The sequence below is a fragment of the Rhizobacter sp. SG703 genome (assembly GCF_012275445.1).
Taxonomy (GTDB): Bacteria; Pseudomonadota; Gammaproteobacteria; order Burkholderiales; family Burkholderiaceae_C; genus Rhizobacter.
The window spans coordinates 274,759-293,695 of sequence record NZ_JAAZQK010000008.1 but is presented as its reverse complement, the minus strand read 5'-3'; the positions used below and the strand labels follow the sequence as shown (position 1 = coordinate 293,695).

Annotated in this window: 19 protein-coding genes; 14 read left to right on the top strand and 5 right to left on the bottom strand. The window is 70.2% G+C overall.

Annotated elements, in window-relative coordinates:
• Positions 1-57 precede the first annotated feature (57 nt).
• The 3 genes from FHT26_RS18985 to FHT26_RS18975 all read right to left on the bottom strand — a co-directional run bounded on the left by FHT26_RS18985 (position 58) and on the right by FHT26_RS18975 (position 2,741).
• The gene (locus tag FHT26_RS18985; protein ID WP_168561661.1) at positions 58-693 is read right to left on the bottom strand and encodes a 3-oxoacid CoA-transferase subunit B; all 636 of its coding nucleotides are present in this window, start codon (positions 691-693) and stop codon (positions 58-60) included.
• Positions 694-710: 17 nt separating this feature from the next.
• On the bottom strand, positions 711-1,412 hold the full coding sequence (locus FHT26_RS18980; protein WP_168561660.1) for a 3-oxoacid CoA-transferase subunit A: 702 nt from the start codon (positions 1,410-1,412) through the stop codon (positions 711-713).
• 195 nt (positions 1,413-1,607) lie between these two features.
• Positions 1,608-2,741 carry a saccharopine dehydrogenase family protein gene (locus FHT26_RS18975; RefSeq protein WP_168561659.1) on the bottom strand — a complete coding sequence of 378 codons (1,134 nt, stop codon included), beginning with the start codon at positions 2,739-2,741 and terminating at the stop codon, positions 1,608-1,610.
• A 120-nt stretch (positions 2,742-2,861) separates the two neighbouring features.
• Between FHT26_RS18975 and FHT26_RS18970 the strand changes: the two genes are divergently transcribed.
• From FHT26_RS18970 to FHT26_RS18935, 8 genes are all read left to right on the top strand, one after another.
• Positions 2,862-3,302 (top strand): Lrp/AsnC family transcriptional regulator, encoded by a 441-nt coding sequence (locus tag FHT26_RS18970; RefSeq protein ID WP_168561658.1) that lies wholly within the window; start codon positions 2,862-2,864, stop codon positions 3,300-3,302.
• A gap of 168 nt (positions 3,303-3,470) precedes the next feature.
• Positions 3,471-4,772 (top strand): cyclic di-GMP phosphodiesterase, encoded by a 1,302-nt coding sequence (locus tag FHT26_RS18965; RefSeq protein ID WP_168561657.1) that lies wholly within the window; start codon positions 3,471-3,473, stop codon positions 4,770-4,772.
• On the top strand, positions 4,769-6,841 hold the full coding sequence (locus FHT26_RS18960) for a putative bifunctional diguanylate cyclase/phosphodiesterase (protein ID WP_168561656.1): 2,073 nt from the start codon (positions 4,769-4,771) through the stop codon (positions 6,839-6,841). Before FHT26_RS18965 ends, FHT26_RS18960 begins: the two co-directional genes overlap by 4 nt.
• Positions 6,842-6,944: 103 nt before the next feature.
• On the top strand, positions 6,945-8,198 hold the full coding sequence (locus FHT26_RS18955; RefSeq protein ID WP_168561655.1) for an SAM-dependent methyltransferase: 1,254 nt from the start codon (positions 6,945-6,947) through the stop codon (positions 8,196-8,198).
• Positions 8,195-8,518 carry a DUF1840 domain-containing protein gene (locus FHT26_RS18950; RefSeq protein ID WP_056804389.1) on the top strand — a complete coding sequence of 108 codons (324 nt, stop codon included), beginning with the start codon at positions 8,195-8,197 and terminating at the stop codon, positions 8,516-8,518. Before FHT26_RS18955 ends, FHT26_RS18950 begins: the two co-directional genes overlap by 4 nt.
• A gap of 23 nt (positions 8,519-8,541) precedes the next feature.
• Entirely contained in the window at positions 8,542-9,168 is a 627-nt protein-coding gene (locus FHT26_RS18945) for a YbhB/YbcL family Raf kinase inhibitor-like protein (RefSeq protein WP_168561654.1), read from the top strand.
• A gap of 19 nt (positions 9,169-9,187) precedes the next feature.
• Entirely contained in the window at positions 9,188-9,877 is a 690-nt protein-coding gene (locus FHT26_RS18940; RefSeq protein ID WP_168561653.1) for a histidine phosphatase family protein, read from the top strand.
• Positions 9,874-10,980, top strand: coding sequence for a DSD1 family PLP-dependent enzyme (locus FHT26_RS18935; protein ID WP_168561652.1), 1,107 nt, complete (start codon positions 9,874-9,876; stop codon positions 10,978-10,980). Before FHT26_RS18940 ends, FHT26_RS18935 begins: the two co-directional genes overlap by 4 nt.
• A 45-nt stretch (positions 10,981-11,025) precedes the next feature.
• On the opposite strand, the gene FHT26_RS18930 is transcribed toward FHT26_RS18935, so the two are convergent.
• Positions 11,026-11,949 (bottom strand): carbohydrate kinase family protein, encoded by a 924-nt coding sequence (locus FHT26_RS18930; RefSeq protein ID WP_168561651.1) that lies wholly within the window; start codon positions 11,947-11,949, stop codon positions 11,026-11,028.
• A 161-nt stretch (positions 11,950-12,110) separates the two neighbouring features.
• On the opposite strand from FHT26_RS18930, the gene FHT26_RS18925 reads away from it, so the two are divergent.
• Genes FHT26_RS18925 through FHT26_RS18905 form a run of 5 tightly spaced genes read left to right on the top strand, consistent with a single transcriptional unit; the run spans position 12,111 to position 16,536 of the window.
• The gene (locus tag FHT26_RS18925; RefSeq protein WP_168561650.1) at positions 12,111-13,127 is read left to right on the top strand and encodes a sugar ABC transporter substrate-binding protein; all 1,017 of its coding nucleotides are present in this window, start codon (positions 12,111-12,113) and stop codon (positions 13,125-13,127) included.
• On the top strand, positions 13,127-14,080 hold the full coding sequence (locus tag FHT26_RS18920; protein WP_056804380.1) for an ABC transporter permease: 954 nt from the start codon (positions 13,127-13,129) through the stop codon (positions 14,078-14,080). The genes FHT26_RS18925 and FHT26_RS18920 overlap by 1 nt, the downstream gene beginning before the upstream one ends.
• Positions 14,080-14,877 (top strand): ATP-binding cassette domain-containing protein, encoded by a 798-nt coding sequence (locus tag FHT26_RS18915; protein ID WP_168561649.1) that lies wholly within the window; start codon positions 14,080-14,082, stop codon positions 14,875-14,877. The genes FHT26_RS18920 and FHT26_RS18915 overlap by 1 nt, the downstream gene beginning before the upstream one ends.
• Positions 14,878-14,893: 16 nt before the next feature.
• The gene (locus FHT26_RS18910) at positions 14,894-15,328 is read left to right on the top strand and encodes an RbsD/FucU family protein (protein ID WP_168561648.1); all 435 of its coding nucleotides are present in this window, start codon (positions 14,894-14,896) and stop codon (positions 15,326-15,328) included.
• Entirely contained in the window at positions 15,325-16,536 is a 1,212-nt protein-coding gene (locus FHT26_RS18905) for an ROK family transcriptional regulator (protein WP_168561647.1), read from the top strand. The genes FHT26_RS18910 and FHT26_RS18905 overlap by 4 nt, the downstream gene beginning before the upstream one ends.
• Before the next feature lie 56 nt (positions 16,537-16,592).
• On the opposite strand, the gene FHT26_RS18900 is transcribed toward FHT26_RS18905, so the two are convergent.
• Positions 16,593-17,798 (bottom strand): FAD-dependent monooxygenase, encoded by a 1,206-nt coding sequence (locus FHT26_RS18900; RefSeq protein ID WP_349238176.1) that lies wholly within the window; start codon positions 17,796-17,798, stop codon positions 16,593-16,595.
• 248 nt (positions 17,799-18,046) lie between these two features.
• Between FHT26_RS18900 and FHT26_RS18895 the strand changes: the two genes are divergently transcribed.
• On the top strand, positions 18,047-18,934 hold the full coding sequence (locus FHT26_RS18895) for an EpsD family peptidyl-prolyl cis-trans isomerase (RefSeq protein ID WP_282597189.1): 888 nt from the start codon (positions 18,047-18,049) through the stop codon (positions 18,932-18,934).
• The last annotated feature ends 3 nt before the right edge of the window (positions 18,935-18,937 follow it).

The window sequence follows — 18,937 nt, the reverse complement described above, 5'->3', positions numbered from 1 at the left end:
GCGGCCCGGCGCTCGGCCGTCTCCGCGTCAAACGATTCAGGGCGCATTGCGAGTCTTTCAGGCGATCAGCGGCACGCCGCTCAACCGCTGCAGTTCATCGAAGGGCAGGCCGTGGAAAGTCTCCACCACCTTCAGCCCGGCGGCTGTCACGTCGATGACGGCCAGGTCGGTGTAGATGCGGCTGACGCAGGCCACGCCGGTCAGCGGGTAGCTGCAGTCGGCGACGATCTTGCTCTCGCCGGCCTTGGTGAGGTGCTCCATCATCACGAAGGTGCGCTTCGCGCCGATCGCCAGGTCCATCGCGCCGCCGACCGCGGGGATCGCATCGGGCGCGCCGGTGTGCCAGTTGGCCAGGTCGCCGCGCACCGACACCTGGAACGCACCGAGCACGCAGATGTCGAGGTGGCCGCCGCGCATCATCGCGAAGCTGTCGGCATGGTGGAAGAACGCGCCGCCGGCCAGCAGCGTCACCGGCTGCTTGCCGGCATTGATCAGGTCGAAATCTTCGTCGCCGGCGGCCGGCGCCGGGCCCATGCCGAGCAGGCCGTTCTCACTGTGCAGGAAGACCTCGCGCTCGCGCGGCAGGTGGTTGGCCACCAGCGTCGGCAGGCCGATGCCGAGGTTCACGTACGCACCCTCGGGGATGTCGCGCGCGACGCGGGCGGCCATCTGGTCTCGATTCAGCTTTTGCATCGCCGTCACTTTGCCTGTCACGCCGCCTGCTTGAAGCCGGCCGGACCGGTGCTGCTGCGCGGCACCTGCACGACCCGCTGCACGAAGATCCCCGGCGTCACGATGTGCTCCGGGTCGAGCTCGCCGAGCGCCACCACCTCGTGCACCGACGCGATGCTGAGCTTCGCCGCCATCGCCATGATCGGCCCGAAGTTGCGCGCGGTCTTGCGGTAGACCAGATTGCCCCAGCGGTCGCCGCGCTCGGCCTTGATCAGCGCCACGTCGGCATGGATCGGCGATTCGAGCACGTGCATGCGGCCGTCGATCTCGCGCGTTTCCTTGCCGCGAGCAAGCTCGGTGCCATAGCCGGTCGGCGTGAAGAAGCCGCCGATGCCGGCACCGGCCGCGCGGATGCGCTCGGCCAGGTTGCCCTGCGGCACCAGCTCGAGCTCGATGCGGCCGCTGCGGTACAGGCCGTCGAACACCTGCGAATCGGCCTGGCGCGGAAAGCTGCAGATGATCTTGCGCACCCGCCCGGTCGCGAGCAGCGCCGCCAGCCCCGTCTCGCCGTTGCCGGCGTTGTTGTTGACGATGGTCAGGTCGCGCGCGCCCTGCGCGATCAGCGCGTCGATCAACTCGCCCGGCTGACCGGCGCCGCCGAAGCCGCCGATCATCACCGTCGCGCCGTCGGCCACGCCGGCCAGCGCGTCCTGCACCGAATCGCAGAGCTTGTTGATCATTGCGTTCCTCATGAAGGCCAACGACGTTAAAAGTTCTTTTAACGAACGGTGGTTCTTTATTGGAACATTGTAAAGCTCAGCCCAAAGCCCGGCAACGCCCGGGCACCTTCAAGCGGCGGCCGTGGGGGCCGGCTTTGCCGGACCTCTGGCGGCGCCCCCTCGAGGGGGAGGCGCGCAGCGCCTCGGGGCGGGCGATCAGGCTGCCTTGGCCATCTCGTCCATCGCGTAGACGCGGCCGAAGCGATTGGCCAGGAAATCGGCCAGCTTCACGTCTTCCTGGCGCACGAAGCCCTGCTGCGGCAGCTGGCCGCTCGCCAGCATGTCGAGGATCGCGCACAGGCTGCTGGCGGTGGTGATCTGGATCGCGCTGCGCATCCGCCCGGCCAGCACATGCGCATAGGTCTTGCGCGCGTAGGTGTTCTGCACCAGCCGGCCATCCTTCATGCCGGAGACGGTGACGAACACGATCACCACGTCCTGCATCGTCGTCGGCACCGCCTGCTCCAGGATGTCCTTCAGCACGTCGCGCCGGTCCTTCAGCCGCAGGTCGTGCAGCAGCGCCTTCATGATCGCGGCGTGGCCCGGGTAGCGGATGGTGCGGTAGTTCAGCGTGCGCACCTTGCCGGCCAGCGTCTCGCACAGCGTGCCGAGGCCGCCGGAGGTGTTGAAGGCCTCGTACAGCACGCCGTCGAGCGAGAACTCCTCGCGTTCCTCGAGGGCCGGCACCTCGCGCTGCACGCCGTCGACGATCGCCTCGCAGGGCTCGCAGTATTCGTTGATGACGCCCTCGGTGCTCCAGGTCAGGTTGTAGTTCAGCGCGTTGCTCGGGTAGGCCGGCAGCGCGCCGACGCGCATGCGCACGCTGTCGAGGGAGTCGAAGCCGCGCGCCAGGTCGGCCGCGACGATCGAGATGAAGCCCGGTGCCAGCCCGCACTGCGGGATGAAGGCGGTGCCGGCGCCGACCGCCAGCTCGCGGATGCGCCGGGTGCTGGCCACGTCCTCGGTGAGGTCGAGGTAGTGCACGCCGATATCGCGCGCGGCCTGCGCCACCTTGGCCGTCAGGTGGTAGGGCGCTGCGCTCAGCACCGCGAAGCGGCCGCGCAGCGCTCGGCGCAATTGCTCGGCATCGTTGACGTCGAGCACCAGCGTCGACAGGCCGGGCATGTTGGCCATCTCGGTGGCGATGTCCGCCAGCTGCGGCGCCGACCGGTCCGCCACCGTCACCGTGTAGCGCTCGCCGCCGCCGGACTTGTCAAGAGAAGGCGAGGCCAGCAAGGCCCCCACGACGGAGCCGATCTTGCCGCCGCCGATCACCAGGATGTCTTTCATTGCCGCCTCGCGTGCTGTGGAGAGTGACGGCGATTGTCGAGAGACTGAGATCAAAAGGCAGCTTGAATTTCAACGAAACGCAGTGCACATTCCGGCATATCGCCGACAACTGCCGACGAAATGCCCAAACACATCCTCGACAAGACCGACCATGCGCTGCTCGCGCTGCTGCGCGAGAACGCCCGCGCCTCCACCGCCGAGCTGGCGCGGCGCCTCGCGCTGTCGCGCACCACGGTGCAAAGCCGGCTGGAGCGGCTGGAGCGACAGCGGGTCGTCGCCGGCTACACGATCGTCGTGCCCGACGAACTCGAAGCCGCGCTGGTGCGCGCCCACGTGCTGATCACCGTGGCGCCGCGGCAGAGCGCCGCGATCGAGGCGGCGCTGCGCAAGATCGCCGAGGTGCGGGTGCTGCATTCGGTCAGCGGGCCGTTCGACCTGATCGCGATCGTCGCGGCGCAGTCGATCGGCGAACTCGACGCGTTGATCGACCGCATCGGCGCGCTCGAAGGGGTCGAGCGAACCACCTCCGCCATCGTGCTGTCGACGCGAATAGAGCGGTAAAAGTCACGGAAGACGATCCGCGGCCCCCATTTCCTGTCAGAGTTAGCAGGTGTGAGGACATGTGTCCCTCGGGATAATGAACTTCAAGTCAAGGCACCCGGCCGCCGAAAAACCTCGCAAGCCCGCCACCCGGCGCGCAACCCTTGTCCGAGGCTGCCCGCCATCCGCATGAAAGAAGCCATCTCCCCTTTGGTCATCGAGGTCCAGGAACTGCGCATCGGGATGTTCGTCCATCTCGACGTCGGTTGGATGGCACACCCCTTTCCGCTCAGCAGCTTCAAGCTGACGACAGCCGACCAGATCGCGACGATCCGCAGCCTCGGGCTGCCGCGTGTGCGCTGGAGCCCGGACAAGAGCGACCCGCCGCCGATGCCCGCGGCCGCCGCCGATGCGGCCGCCGCGCCGGTCCCGCCTGCTGCACCGACCGCTCCCGCCGAATCGCCTGAAGCCGGCGAACGCCGCCGCCTGCGCGAAGCGCTGGCGGCCGAGCGCGCCTCGCTCGCGGTCTGCGAGCGCCAGTTCGCCGAAGCCACCAAGGCCTGCAAGCAGTCGCTCGACCTGGTGACGTCGAAGCCGCAGCAGGCGCGCGAGAACACCGAGGCGCTGAGCCGGGCCTTCGTCGACAAGATGCTGGCGGCACAGGACCTGTGCATCCGCCTGCTGAGCGACGGCATCGGCGACAAGGCGTCGATGCATTCGGTCAACGTCGCGGTGATCTCGCTGCTGATGGGCAAGACCTTCGGCCTGTCTCAGGCCGAGATGATGGACCTGGGTGTCGGCGCGCTGCTGCACGACGTCGGCAAGATCGAGATCCCGGACCGCGTTCGCCACCGCGAAGAACATTTCACCAGCGCCGAGACGCAGTTTTACCAGGAGCACGTGACGCACGGCGTGACGCTGGCCCGCAAGATGGACCTGCAACCGGGCGCGACGCTGGTGATCGCGCAGCACCACGAGCATGCCGACGGCAGCGGCTTTCCGCTCAAGCTCAACAGCGACCGCATGACGACGGCGGCCCGCATCGTCTCGCTGGTGAACCGCTACGACAACCTGTGCAACCCGCACGTGCCGTCGCGCGCACTGACACCGCACGAGGCGCTGTCGACGCTGTTCGCGCAGAGCAAGGCCAAGTTCGACACCGCGATCCTCGGCGCCTTCATCCGCATGATGGGCGTCTACCCGCCCGGCTCGACGGTGCAGCTGACCGACGACCGCTATGCGATGGTGGTGTCGGTCAACTCGACCCGGCCGCTGAAGCCGCGCGTGCTGGTGCACGACCCGAAGGTGCCGCGCGACGAAGCGCTGATGCTCGACCTGGAGCAGACCCCGCGCCTGGGCATCCGCCGCAGCCTGAAGCCGCAGCAGCTGCCGACGGCCTCGCTGATCTACCTGTCGCCGCGTGCCCGCGTGGCCTATTTCTTCGAACCGGAGCAGGTGCCGGACACCGCGGACGCCGAGGCCGTTGCATGACGGTCGCCGGCCCGATGCAGGACCTGATCGATGGCCTGCTCGAGGCGGTGTGGCTGGTCGATGCCGGCAGCCTGCGGATCCGCGCGGCGAATGCCGCGGCCGGCACCCTGTTCGGCGTCGACGCCGCGTCGCTGTGCGGACGCGGCGCCACCGAGCTGTGCGCGACACCTGAAGACCTGGTGTTCTGGAGCGAGGCGTCGGCCGGGCTGGTCGACCAGATCGTCTCCGACACGCTGGTGCGCGATGCCGGCGGCCGGCTGCTGCCGGTGACGCGCCGCGTCAGCCGCATCGGCGACGGCCTGTTCCTGGTGACCTGCCGCGATCGCAGCGCGCAGCGCGCCGCCGAGGAAGAACTCGAAACCCGCCTGGCCGAACTGCGCGCGACGCTCGAATCGACCGCCGACGGCATCCTGGTGACCGACCTGTCGGGCCACATCCGCAGCTTCAACCACCGCTTCGCCGGGCTGTGGGCGCTGCCCGAGGACGTGCTGGCCCGGCGCGACGACGAAGCGGTGCGCGACTGGATGCGCCGCAGTGTCGTCGACGGCGCCGACTACGAGCGCCGCCTGGCCGCCATCCAGGAAGCGACGATGCTGCAGACCAGCGACGTCTTCACGCTGCATTCCGGCCGCGTGCTGGAGCGGCTGACGCTGCCGCAGTGCACCCGCGGCCACCCGATCGGCCGCGTGTTCTCGTTCCGCGACATCACCGAGAAGCTCGCCGCCAGTGCGCGCATCGAGGAGCTGTCGCACACCGATGCGCTGACCGGCCTGCCGAACCGGCGGCTGCTGGCCGACCGCATCGAGTTCGCGCTCGCGATGGCGCAGCGCGGCGGCAACCCGTTCGCGCTGATGGTGCTGAACATCGACCGCTTCAAGCAGATCAACGACACGCTCGGGCTGGGCTTCGGCGACCGCGTGCTGCTGGAGGTCACCGACCGCATCAAGGCCAGCCTGCGCAACGTCGACACGGTTGCGCGGCTGGGCGGCGACGAGTTCGTGCTGCTGGTGCACCAGGCCGATGCCGCGACCGCCGAAGCCACCGCGCGTCGCGTGATCGACGCGATGGCGCGGCCGTTCACGCTCGACAGCGTCAGCTTCACCGTCACCTGCAGCATCGGCATCGCGCTGTGCCCGGCCGACGGCGACAGCGCCGACGACCTGATGCGCCGCGCCGACGCCGCGATGCACCGCATGAAGGAGGCGGGACGGGCGAGCTTCCGCTTCCACCAGCCGCGCGGCGATGCCGGCGAGCGCTCCGACAACTCGCCGATGCAGATCGACCATGCGATGCGCCAGGCGCTGGCGAGCGGCCAGTTCCGCCTGCACTACCAGCCGCAGATCGACCTGAAGAGCGGCCAGGTGATCGGCGCCGAAGCGCTGATCCGCTGGCGCGACCCGGTGCTCGGCGAGGTTTCGCCGGGCGAGTTCATCCCGGTGGCCGAGGAGAGCGGCTTCATCATCCCGATCGGCGACTGGGTGCTGGCGCAGGCAGTGCGGCAGGCCGCCGCGTGGCGCGCCAACGGGCTGGAGATGCCGGTGTCGATCAACGTCTCGGCGCTGCAGTTCCAGCAGCCCGACTTCATCGACCGCGTGGCCGACGCGTTGAAGGGCGCGAGCCTGCCGGCCCGGCTGCTCGAGCTGGAGCTCACCGAATCGATCCTGATCCACGACGCGGCCGGCGCCCTGCAGCGGCTGCAGGCGCTGGAGCAGCTCGGCGTGCAGATGGCGATCGACGACTTCGGCACCGGCTATTCGAGCCTGGGCTACCTGAAGCGCTTCCCGATCGCGCGGCTGAAGATCGACCGCAGCTTCATCAAGAACCTGCCCGACGACACCAGCGATGTCGCGATCGTCAACGCGATCATCCAGCTCGGCCGGGCGCTGAACCTGCGCGTGATCGCCGAGGGCGTCGAGACGGAGGCGCAGCGGCAGTTCCTGCACGACGCCGGTTGCGACGAATTCCAGGGCTTCCTGTTCGCGCCGGCGCTCGACCACGGCAGCTTCGAAGGCCGCATCGGCCACGGCTCGCCGGTGCCCCGCAGCGTGCGGCTGGTCCACCCCGCGTGACATGAACTGACACGCTTCGACGGATGTTGTGCCGGACAGAAAAGTCCGCACGCTGCGAGGCGTTTGTTTTTTCCCTACATTTTGGGGATCCCGGAGGATCCCGATGAGCCCTCTTGAACGAACGCTGGAGCAGCGCGTCGAAGCGCTGGGTGTGCCGATGGCGGTGGTGCTGCCCGGCGGACAACGGCTCGGCCATGCGCAGCCGACGGTGACGATACGGCTCAACGAGCTGTCGCCGCTGGTGCACATCGCCGGCGGCCAGGTCGGCCGGGTTGCGCAGGACTATGTCGAGGGCCGGCTCGATTTCGACGGCACGGTGCGCGACCTGATGGCCATCGCCGCCCAGCTGATCGACGACGACCCGACCAAGTCGGAGGCCAGCGGCGCACCGCTCGCCTGGTGGCGCACCATCACGCGGGCCGCGCGATCGCGGGCGCGCCACAGCACCGAATCCGACGCCCAGCAGGTCCAGTTCCACTACGACGTCTCGGACGATTTCTACGCGCTGTGGCTGGACCCGCGCAAGGTCTACTCCTGCGCGTATTTCCGCGAGGGCAGCCTGTCGCTCGCGAAGGCGCAGGAGGCCAAGCTCGACCACATCTGCCGCAAGCTGATGCTGCGCGACGGCGAGCGCTTCCTCGACATCGGCGCCGGCTGGGGCGGGCTGCTGATGTGGGCCGCGCAGCACTACGGCGTGCGGGCGCACGGCATCACGCTGTCGAAGAACCAGCATGCCCACGTGACCCAGCTGATCGAGCGCTGCGGGCTGCGCGGGCGCGTCACGATGGAGCTGCGTGACTACCGCGAGCTGCCCGAAGACGAGCCCTTCGACAAGATCGCGTCGGTCGGCATGTTCGAGCACGTCGGCCATGTGCAGCTGCCGGCCTACTTCGACAAGATCCGCCGGCTGCTGAAGCCGGGCGGGCTGCTGATGAACCACGGCATCACCGCCGGCAGCACGCGCAACGACCAGCTCGGCGCCGGCATGGGCGACTTCATCGAGCGCTACATCTTCCCCGGCGGCGAGCTGCTGCACATGTCGCACGTGCTGAAGGTGATGAGCGAATCGCAGCTCGAGCCGCTCGATGCCGAGAACCTGCGCCCGCACTACGCGCGCACGCTGTGGGCCTGGAGCGCCGCGCTCGAGAAGCAGCTCGACAAGGCGCGCGAGCTGACCGGCGAATCGGTGGTGCGCGCCTACCGGCTCTACCTCGCCGGCAGCGCGATGTGCTTCGAGCAGGGCTGGATCTCGCTGTTCCAGATGCTGGCCGCGCGGCCGGACGGCGATCCGGCCAGCGGCCCGATGCGCGGCGCACAATCCGGGTTCCCGTTCAACCGCGAGTACATGTACCGATGATCTACAAGTTCAAATCGAAGGCGGCCGGCGACGTGATCATGATGGGCCCGAACGGTGACCAGGTGCTGCGCCTGATCGGCAAGACGCCGGGCGCGACCGGCATCATCGAGCCGGCGCAGATGCCAGGCGCGATCGGCGCGCTGGAAGCTGCCATCGCGCAGGACGAGGCGGCGCGCAAGGCGGCCGAGCAGGAGGCCGCGGCCGCCGGCAAGAAGCTGCCGCCGGCCGACGGCGTGAACCTGCGCCAGCGCGCCTGGCCGCTGGTCGAGATGATGAAGCGCTCGCAATCGGCCGACGCCGAGATCACCTGGGGTGTCTGAGTGCGGTTCGAAAGGGAACAGCGATGAAACTGTGGAGTGACAGCTGGATCAACGGGGACCGCATCCCGGCCCGCCATGCCGCCGGGCGGCTGGACGGCAGCGCCGGTGTCGGCTTCTCCGACAACCTGAACCCGCACCTGGCCTGGAGCGAGGTTCCGGCCGGCACGCAGTCGCTGGCGCTGATCTGCCACGACTTCGACGTGCCCAGCCGCGGCGACGACGTGAACCAGCCCGACCGCGAGGTGCCGAGCGACCTGCCGCGGGTCGACTTCTTCCACTGGGTGATGGTCGACCTGCCGGCCAGCCTGTCGGCCATCGCCGAAGGCGAGTTCAGCCGCGGCTTCACCCCGCGCGGCAAGCCGGGCCCGCAGACGCTGCACGGCGCGCGGCACGGCCTGAACGACTACACCGGCTGGTTCGCCGGCGACGCCGAGCGGGCCGGCCGGTATTTCGGCTACGACGGCCCGTTCCCGCCGTTCAACGATTCGCTGGTGCACCACTACGTGTTCACGCTGTATGCGCTGGACATCGACCGCGCGCCGGTCGACGACGTGTTCACCGGCGCGCAGGTGCGCGACGCGATCGCCCGCCATGTGCTGGCCGAGGCCACGCTGTCCGGCACCTACACGCTGAACCGGCGCCTGGCCTGATGCCCCTGCCACCGATCCCATGCAACTGACCCGCATCCTCGCGATCCGCCACGGCGAGACTGCGTGGAATGTCGATGGCCGCATCCAGGGCCACACCGACATTCCGCTGAACGACAAGGGCCGCTGGCAGGCCGGGCGCCTCGGCGCCGCGCTGGCGCACGAGCAGATCGACCTGGTGTTCGCGAGCGACCTGCAGCGCGCCCTCGAGACCGCGCAGGCGGTCGCGCGGCCGCACGGGCTGCCGGTGCAGGCCGACGCCGGCCTGCGCGAGCGCAGCTTCGGCCTCTTCGAAGGCTGGACCTTCGCCGAGATCGAGGCGCGCTGGCCCGAGCAGAGCCTGCGCTGGCGCCAGCGCGACCCCGAGTACGGCCCCGAAGGCGGCGAGAACCTGCGGCAGCTGTCGGCGCGCTGCGTCGGCGCCGTGACGCGGCTGGCCGAGGCGCACCTCGGCCGCAGCATCGCGATCGTCGCGCACGGCGGCGTGATGGACTGCCTGTACCGCGCCGCCGCCCGCATCGACCTGCAGGCACCGCGCTCGTGGCAGCTCGGCAATGCGAGCATCAACCGGCTTCTCTACACGCCCGAGGGCTTCACGCTGGTCGGCTGGAACGACACGCACCATTTCGACGGCGTCGAGGCGCCGGCGCTGGACGACCCCGGCAACGCGACCGGCCAGGCGATCCCCGACCGCGTGGGCCACGCGGCATGACGGGGGTACGGGTCGGCGACCCGGTCACGGCGGTTGCGACGCCGGCGCTGGTGATCGACCTCGACGCGATGGAGCGCAACCTGGCGCGCATGGCCACGTTCGCGCGCGAGCACCGGCTGAAGCTGCGCCCGCACGCGAAGATGCACAAGAGCGCTCACATCGCCGCGCTGCAGATCGCCGCCGGCGCGGTCGGCGTCTGCGTGCAGAAGCTGTCGGAGGCCGAGGCGCTCGCGGCCGGCGGTGTCGGCGACATCTACATCAGCAACGAGATCGTCGATGCGGCCAAGCTGGCGCGGGTGGCCGCGCTGGCCGGGCGGATCCGGCTCGCGATCGCGGTCGATTCGCCGCTCGGCATCGACCGCCTCGCGCTCGCGTTGAAGGCGGCCGGCAGCGCGCTCGACGTGTTCGTCGAGATCGACGTTGGCCAGGGCCGCTGCGGCGTCGCGCCGACCGCGGCCGGCGCGCTCGCGCACCAGGTGGTGTCGCACGGGCTGCGCTTCGCCGGGCTGCAGGCGTACCACGGCAAGGCCCAGCACCTGCGCAACGCCGACGAGCGCGCGGCGGCGATCCGCCATGCGGTCGCGCTGACGCGGGCCGCGCAGGCGTCGGTGACGGCAGCCGGCATCGCCTGCCCGCTGGTGACCGGTGCCGGCACCGGCAGCTTCGCGTTCGAGGCGGCCAATGGCGTCTGCGGCGAGCTGCAGGCCGGCAGCTACCTGTTCATGGACCGCGACTACGCCGACAACCAGCCGACGCCGGGCGCGCCGGTGTTCGAGCACGCGCTGTTCGTCAAGAGCCAGGTGGTCAGCCGCGGCGCGTCGCATGCGGTGGTCGACGCCGGCCACAAGTCGCATGCCATCGACAGCGGGCTGCCTCGCACCTGGCAGCGCGAGCTGGTGTTCGCGAACGGCGGCGACGAGCACGGCATCCTGCACCCGGGGCGCGATGCGCTGCCGGCGCTGGGCGACACCGTGTGGCTGGTGCCGGGACATTGCGATCCGACGGTCAACCTGCATGACCGCTATGTCGCGGTGAGGGGTGGCCTGGCGGAGGGCGTCGTCGAAGGCGTGTGGCCGGTCGATGCGCGGGGATGCGTGGTGTGATGCCCGTGGCCCGGAAGCAGCGCAGCGGCTTCCGGGATTCAGCTTCTAGAGTTCATCCCGCCGGGGCAGGTCCGCCCCACGCCGCGAGCAGGTGATCGCCGCGGCCTTCGCCGCGAAGTCCAGCGCCTGCCCCAGCTGCGCCGACGCCAGCGCCGCAATCGCCGCGCCGTTCAGCGCGTCGCGCTCGGCCAGCCAGGTCAGCAACGCCGCCTGGAAGGTGTCGCCGGCACCGACGGTGTCGATCACCGTCACCACCACCGGCTTTGCCTCGGCCTGCGCCGACGCGGTCCAGCCGATCGCCCCCTGGGCCCCGCGCGTCACCACCACCAGCGCGACGCCGGCCGCCAGCCACTGCCTCGCCAATGCCTCGTGCTCGACCCCCGGATACAGCAGCGCCAGGTCCTCGTCGCTGACTTTCAGCAGGTGCGTGCGCGGCAGCATCCACTGCAACTGCTCGCGCCAGCGCCCGACATCGGGTTCGACGTTCAGCCGGATGTTCGGGTCGTACGAGATCAGGCAGCGGCGATGTTCGCGCTCGACCAGCGTGCGCAATGTGCCGGCCACCGGCTCGACGACGGTGTTGAACGAGCCGACGTGGATCACCGTCGCATCGGTTGGCACGCGCTGCAGCGCCTCGACCGGCACTTCGCGGTCGGCCGCGCCATGCCCGTAGAACGCATACGACGGCACGCCGGCCGCATCGAGCCCGACCAGGCCCAGCGTCGTCGGCGCGCTGCTGACGTGCAGCGCCCGCGTGTCGACGCGCTCCGCCTGCATCGCCGCCACCAGCCGCTCGCCGAGGAAGCCGCTCGACACGCCGCCGAAGAACGCCACCGGCTGCGCCAGCCGCGCCAGCCCGACCGCGACGTTGAACGGCGAGCCGCCGATGCGCGCATCCAGGCTGATGCCGGTCGGCGTCGAGCCGGTCGAGAACACATCCATCAAGGCTTCGCCACACACCACGAACATCGAACGCTCCAGGAGGTAAGACGCCAGCTTGCCCGCCAGCGGGACGCGGAGGCTACAGGGTTTTCCATTAATCAATCAACTTGATTTATTAAACGCCGCTGTCCATACTTTGCGGCGCGTTCCCGATACGCCACCTCACCACACCACAACGGAGACAAGCCATGCGCCTGAAGACCCTGCCGATCCTCTCGTCGATCACCGCCGCTGCCGCCCTGCTGGTGGCCGGACCCGCGGCGCAGGCCGCCGACCAGCCGATCATCGGCCTGATCACGAAGACCGAGACCAACCCCTTCTTCGTGAAGATGAAGGAAGGCGCGAACGAGGCGGCCAAGTCCAAGGGCGCGAAGCTGCTGACCGGTGCCGGCAAGGCAGACGGCGACAACGCCGGCCAGGTGACCGCGATGGAGAACATGATCGCCGCCGGGGCCAAGACGATCCTGATCACGCCGAGCGATTCGAAGGCCATCGTGCCGGCCATCAAGAAGGCGCGCGACAAGGGCGTGCTGGTGATCGCGCTCGACAGCCCGACCGACCCGACCGACGGCACCGACGCGCTGTTCGCGACCGACAACTACCAGGCCGGCGTGCTGATCGGCCAGTACGCCAAGGTCGCGATGGCGGGCAAGCCGGTGAAGATCGTCACGCTCGACCTGTTCCCCGGCCACCCGGTCGGCGCGCAGCGCCACAACGGCTTCCTCAAGGGCTTCGGCCTGGCCGCGCCCGACGCGAAGAGCAACGAGCTCGGCAAGGCCGCCGAGGTGGTCTGCATGGCCGACAGCTTCGGCGACCAGGCCAAGGCCCAGACCGCGATGGAGAACTGCCTGCAGAAGAGCCCCGAGGTGACCCTCGTCTACACGATCAACGAGCCCGCGGCCGCCGGTGCGTACAAGGCGCTGAAGTCGGCCGGCAAGGAGAAGGGCGTGACGATCGTGTCGGTCGACGGCGGCTGCCAGGGCATCAAGGACGTCGGCGCCGGCGTCATCGCGGCGACCTCGCAGCAGTACCCGCTGAAGATGGCGGCGATGGGCGTCGAGGCCGGCATCGCATACGCGAAGACCGGCAAGAAGCCGAGCGGCTACACCGACACCGGCGTCACGCTGATCGCCGCGAAGCCGGTGGCCGGCGTCGACAGCAAGGACGTGAAGACCGGCACCGAGCTGTGCTGGGGCAAGAAGTGATGAAGGGGCGGCTGCCCCCGCTCGCGACGCTCGGCCCCTTCATCGCGCTGCTGCTCGCCTGCGGTTTCTTCGCGACGCAGAACGACCGCTTCCTGACCGGCGGCAACCTGTCGCTGGTGCTGCAGCAGGTGATGGTGGTGGGGGTGATCGCGATCGGCCAGACGCTGATCATCCTGACCGCCGGCATCGACCTGTCCTGCGGCATGGTGATGGCGCTGGGCGGCATCGTGATGACGAAGTTCGCCACCGAACTCGGCGTGCCGCCGCTGCTGGCGGTGCTGTGCGGCATCGGCGTCACGACGCTGTTCGGGCTCGTCAACGGGCTGCTGGTCACGCGCATCAAGCTGCCGCCGTTCATCGTCACGCTGGGCACGCTGAACATCGCGTTCGCGATCACTCAGCTGTATTCGAACTCGCAGACGGTGACCGACGTGCCCGACGCGATGACGATGCTCGGCAACACCTTCGCGCTCGGCGGCACCACCAACGTCGCGTACGGCGTGGTGCTGATGCTCGCGCTGTACGGCCTGGCCTGGTTCGCGCTGCGCGAGACCGCCTCCGGCCGCCACGTCTACGCGGTGGGCAACAGCCCCGAGGCGACCCGGCTGACCGGCATCCCGACGCAGCGCGTGCTGCTCGCGGTGTACGTGCTGGCGGGGGTGTTCTACGGCATCGCGTCGCTGCTGTCGGTGGCCCGCACCGGCGTCGGCGACCCGAACGCCGGGCAGACCGAGAACCTGGACGCGATCACCGCGGTGGTGCTCGGCGGCACCAGCCTGTTCGGCGGGCGCGGCGTGATCCTCGGCTCGCTGGTCGGCGCGCTGATCGTCGGCGTGTTCCGCAACGGCCTCACGCTGATGGGCGTGTCGTCGATCTACCAGGTGCTGGTGACCGGCGTGCTGGTGATCCTCGCGGTGGCCACCGACCAACTGTCTCGCAAGGGAGCGCGCTGATGAGCACCACTGCAAACGCGCCGATCGTGATGGAGGCGCGCGGCCTCGTGAAACGCTACGGCCAGGTCGTCGCGCTGGACGGTGCCGATTTCGAGCTGCGTGCCGGCGAGATCCTCGCGGTGATCGGCGACAACGGCGCCGGCAAGTCGTCGCTGATCAAGGCCTTGTCGGGCGCGACCATCCCCGACGAAGGCGAGATCAAGCTCGACGGCAAGACCATCCACTTCAAGAGCCCGATCGACGCGCGCCGCGCCGGCATCGAGACGGTGTATCAAGACCTGGCGGTGGCGCCGGCGATGAGCATCGCCGAGAACCTGTTCCTCGGCCGCGAGCTGCGCCGCCCCGGCTTCCTCGGCAGCGTGCTGCGCATGCTCGACAAGAAGAAGATGCTGGAGGAAAGCATCACGCGGATGAACGAGCTGAAGGTCGGCATCCGATCGATGACGCAGGCGGTCGAGACGCTGTCGGGCGGGCAGCGCCAGTGCGTCGCGGTGGGCCGTGCGGCGGCGTTCGCGCAGCACGTGGTCATCATGGACGAGCCGACCGCGGCGCTCGGCGTCAAGGAAGGCAACATGGTGCTGGAGCTGATCCGCCGCGTGCGCGACAAGGGCCTGCCGGTGATCCTGATCAGCCACAACATGCCGCACGTGTTCGAGATCGCCGACCGCATCCACATCGCGCGGCTCGGCAAGCGCGCGGCGGTGGTCGATCCGAAGAAGATCAGCATGAGCGACACGGTGGCGGTGATGACCGGCGCGAAGCGGGTCGACGAACTGCCGGCCGATTGCCTGGCCTGAACCCGGTGCCGATCCCATGCTGAAGAACATCGACCCGGTGCTGACGCCGGCCCTTCTGAAGCTGCTGTGCGAGATGGGTCACGGCGACGAGGTGGTGCTGGCCGACGCCAACTTCACCGCCGAATCGCTGGCCGGCGGCAAGCCGGTGCTGCGCCTGCCCGGCATCGGCATGGCGCGCGCCTGCGCGGCCGTGCTGTCGGTGTTCCCGCTCGACGCGGCGGTGCCGCGGCCGGTCGCCTACATGCAGGTGAGCGGCAGCGCCGACGGCTACCGCTCGGCGCTGCAGCGCGAGATCCTCGACCCGCTGGACGCGCAATGCGAGGCCGTCGAGCGCTTCGCGTTCTACGCGCGGGTGCGCGGCGCCTTCGCGATCGTGCAGACTGGCGAGATGCAACCGTTCGCCAACATCCTCTTCAAGAAGGGCGTCATCGCCGACGCTCTTCGGCCATGACCGAGCTCCAGTCCAGCCGGCTGCGGCCGCGCGGCTCCAACCATGTCGGCATGCGGCAGTTCAACGAGCGCGTGGTGCTGCAGGCGATCCGGCTGCACGGCGCGCTGCCGAAGGCCGAGATCGCACGGCTGACGCACCTGACGCCGCAGACGGTGCAGCTGATCATCGGCCGGCTCGAAGGCGACGGGCTGGTCGTCAAGCAGGCGCCGGTGCGCGGCAAGGTCGGCCAGCCGTCGGTGCCGATGGCACTGAACCCCGACGGCGCGTTCTCGATCGGCATCAAGATCGGCCGGCGCGGCATGGACATGCTGCTGGTCGACTTCACCGGCCAGGTGCGCGAGCGGCTGGTGCGGGCCCATGCCTTTCCCGACCCGCGCACGCTGTTCGACGAGATCGCCGACGGCCTCGCCGAGCTGCGCGGCCGGCTCGGCCCCGAACGGGCGCGCGTGCTGCACGGCGTGGGGGTCGCGGCGCCGCTGTCGCTCGGCGGCTGGGAGTCGCTGCTCGGGCTGTCGGCCGACGCGGCCCGGGCCTGGGCGCTGATCGACATCCGCGCCCGCGTGGCCGCGCTGACCGAGCTGCCGGTGGTGTTCGTGAAGGACACCGCGGCCGCCTGCGTGGCCGAGCTGGTGGCTGGCCGCGGGCGCAGCATGCGCAGCTACCTGTACGTCTTCGTCGACACCTTCATCGGCGGCGGGCTGGTGCTGGACAGCCACCTGCGCGGCGGCGTCAGCGGCAATGCCGGCGCAGTCGGCTCGCTGGCACTGGGCGCGAACGACGGCAGCGGCCTGCCGCGGCAACTGCTGAGCCTGGCCTCGCTGTTCGACCTGGAGGCGCGCTGGCGTGCCGCCGGACTGGCCGAGGACGCCTGGCTGGACGAGCGCGCGCTGAGCGCGCCGTGGCTGCCGATCACCGAGGCCTGGCTGCGCGACGCCTGCCCCGGCATCGCGCTGGCGGTGCACACGGCGGCCTGCCTGCTCGACCTGGAAGGCGTGATCATCGACGGCTCGTTCGGCCGCGGGCTGCTGGCCGCGCTGCTGCGCGAGCTGACGGTGGCGCTGGACGGCTACAGCTGGGAAGGCGTCGCGCGGCCGGAGGTGCTGCCGGGCACGATCGGTTCGGATGCGCGGGCGATGGGCGGGGCGCTGCTGCCGCTGTATGCGAACTTCGCGCCGGACCGGGATCTGTTTTTGAAGCTGGAACCTTGATCTCCGTGCGCGGCTTCGACAGGCTCAGGCCCTGCTCAGGGCGAACGGGCAGGTGGTCATCGCGACCCGAACATCATCTGCCGCGCCAAGGCCGACTTCACCGGCTTCAACGCCTGCAACGCCGCCATCCCCAGCCCGCGCGCCGCCCCCGCCCCCGGCAGCTTCCACGTGAAGCTGCGCGCCAGGAAATCGGTCGCGGCGATCATTGCCCAGCGGTCGGGCCCGCGCTGCCATTCGAGCCGCCGCAGCACCTGCGCGACGTCCGTGTTGCGCGACAAGGCCTGCACCAGCTCGAACGCATCGCGCAAGCCCAGGTTCAGGCCCTGCCCCGCCACCGGGTGCAGCGTCTGCGCCGCGTTGCCGATGCGCACGATGCGGCCGTCGGTCAGCGTGCGCTCGGCGCTCAGCCCGAGCGCGAAGCGCTTCAGCGGCGATACCGCGGTGATCGCACCGACCTCGGCATCGAACATCGTGTTCAGCACCGCGAGCCGCTGCGCGTCGCTGAGCGGCTCGACCGGGTCGTCGTGGCCCGGCACGCACCACACCAGCGAGGCCTGGCCGTTCTTCAGCGGCAGCAGCGCCGCCGGCCCGTGGCGCGTGAAGCGCTCGTAGGCGACGCCCGGCCGCGCGTTCGCGAGCGTCACGGTGCCGACCCACGCCGTCTGCCGGTAGTCGTGGTGCAGCGGCTCGCGCCCGCTGCCCAGCCGTTCGCGCGGGAGCTGGCTGAACACGCCGCCCTCGGCCACCACCACCAGGTCGAAGCGCTCGGCGATGCCGGCATCGACCTCGACGCCGTCGGCCAGCGGCTTCAGCCCCTGCACCGGCTGGCCGAAGCGGCTCAGCAGCCGCTGCGGCTCGCGCTCGCAGGCGGCGAGCCAGGCGCGCTGCAGCGGCGCGACGATGCCGCCATAGGCCAGCACCGCGCCCAGCATCGGCACCGCCTCTTCGAGCGCGCTGATGCGCACCGTCGGCTCGCCGACCCAGGCCGCCAGCGCCGCGCCGAGCGACGGCGGCTGCTGCGAGACATGCACCTCGACGATCGGCTGCGCCGCATCGGCCTGCCAGGCCTCGAGCCGCTGCAGCAATTGCACGCTGCCGAGCGACAGCGCGAGCGTGCGCGGGTCGCCGGACACGTCCTTGTCGAGCGGGCGGGCATCGAACACGCTGACCTGGGCCTGCGGCAGCGACTGCGCGGCCAGCAGCGCCAGCGCCAGCCCGACCGGCCCGGCGCCGACCACGGCCAGCGTCAATCGCGACGTCACCGGCCGGACGGACGGGGATGAGGTGGGGCGGGGAGCGTTCATCGGGCACCTCGTGTGGCGGAAAAACGGCATTGTCGCGCTGCCGCGCGGTGGCACCGGGACCGGTCCCGCCGTGACATTTCGCACCGATATCGCCCGGATGACGGCCCCACCACCGTCCCACCCCCGACTCAGGGCATGTCCCCCGGACGCACGCGGCGGTACGGTGCCGGCTGCTGTCCCTTGTCGTACCTCTTGCCGTACCCCCCATGCCCGCCTTCGCAGTCCCCGCGCGCCGCCTCCTGGTCCCTGCCTTCGTCGTCGCAGGCACGATGCTTGTCGGCGCCTGCAGCCCGCAGGCCGGCGCCTCCACCGAACAGGCCGCCTTCAAGGTCAATGGCGAGCCGGTCAGCGAGCACCAGCTCGAACTGGTGCTGCCGCGCGCGGCGATCGGCGACAGCGATGCGCAGTCGCAGGCCGCGAACCGCGACGCGGTGGCCGGGCTGGTGCAGGCATCGCTCGCGGCGCAGGCCGCGCGCCAGGCCGGGCTGGACCGCGACCCGCGCACCGTGCAGATGATCGAGGCCGCTCAACGCGAGGTGCTGGCCCATGCTTATGAAGAACGACTTGCCGGCACCGCGGTCGAGCCGTCCAGCGACGAGATCGACCAGTTCTACGAGGCCCACCCCGCCTGGTTCGCGCAGCGCCGGCTGGTGTGGTTGCAGGAGGCGGTGTTGCCGTTGCCGGCCGCGCGCATCGATGCGCTGAAGGCCCGGCTGCAGGCCGCCACCACGCCCGACAAGACGATGGACGCGCTGCGCGTCGAAGGCGTGCCGCTGAATGCGCGCCAGTTCGCGTTGCAGCCCGAAGAGACCCCGCAGGCGCTGCTGGACGGCCTGGCGCCGCTGCGCGTCGGCCAGTCGCTGGTGCTGCCGCAAGAAGGCGGCGTGCGCGTGCTGACGGTGCTGCAGGCGCAGTCGGCCGCGGTGTCGCGCGCAGCGGCGGTCAAGCAGATCGCGGCGGTGATCCGCGGCGAGCGGCGCCGCAAGGCAATCGAGCGCGGACTCGCGGCATTGCAGCAGCAGGCCCGGGTCGAGTACATCGGCCGCTCGATGCAGTGGAGCGCCGCCGCGGCGTCGGCCCCGGTGCAACGCTGACGC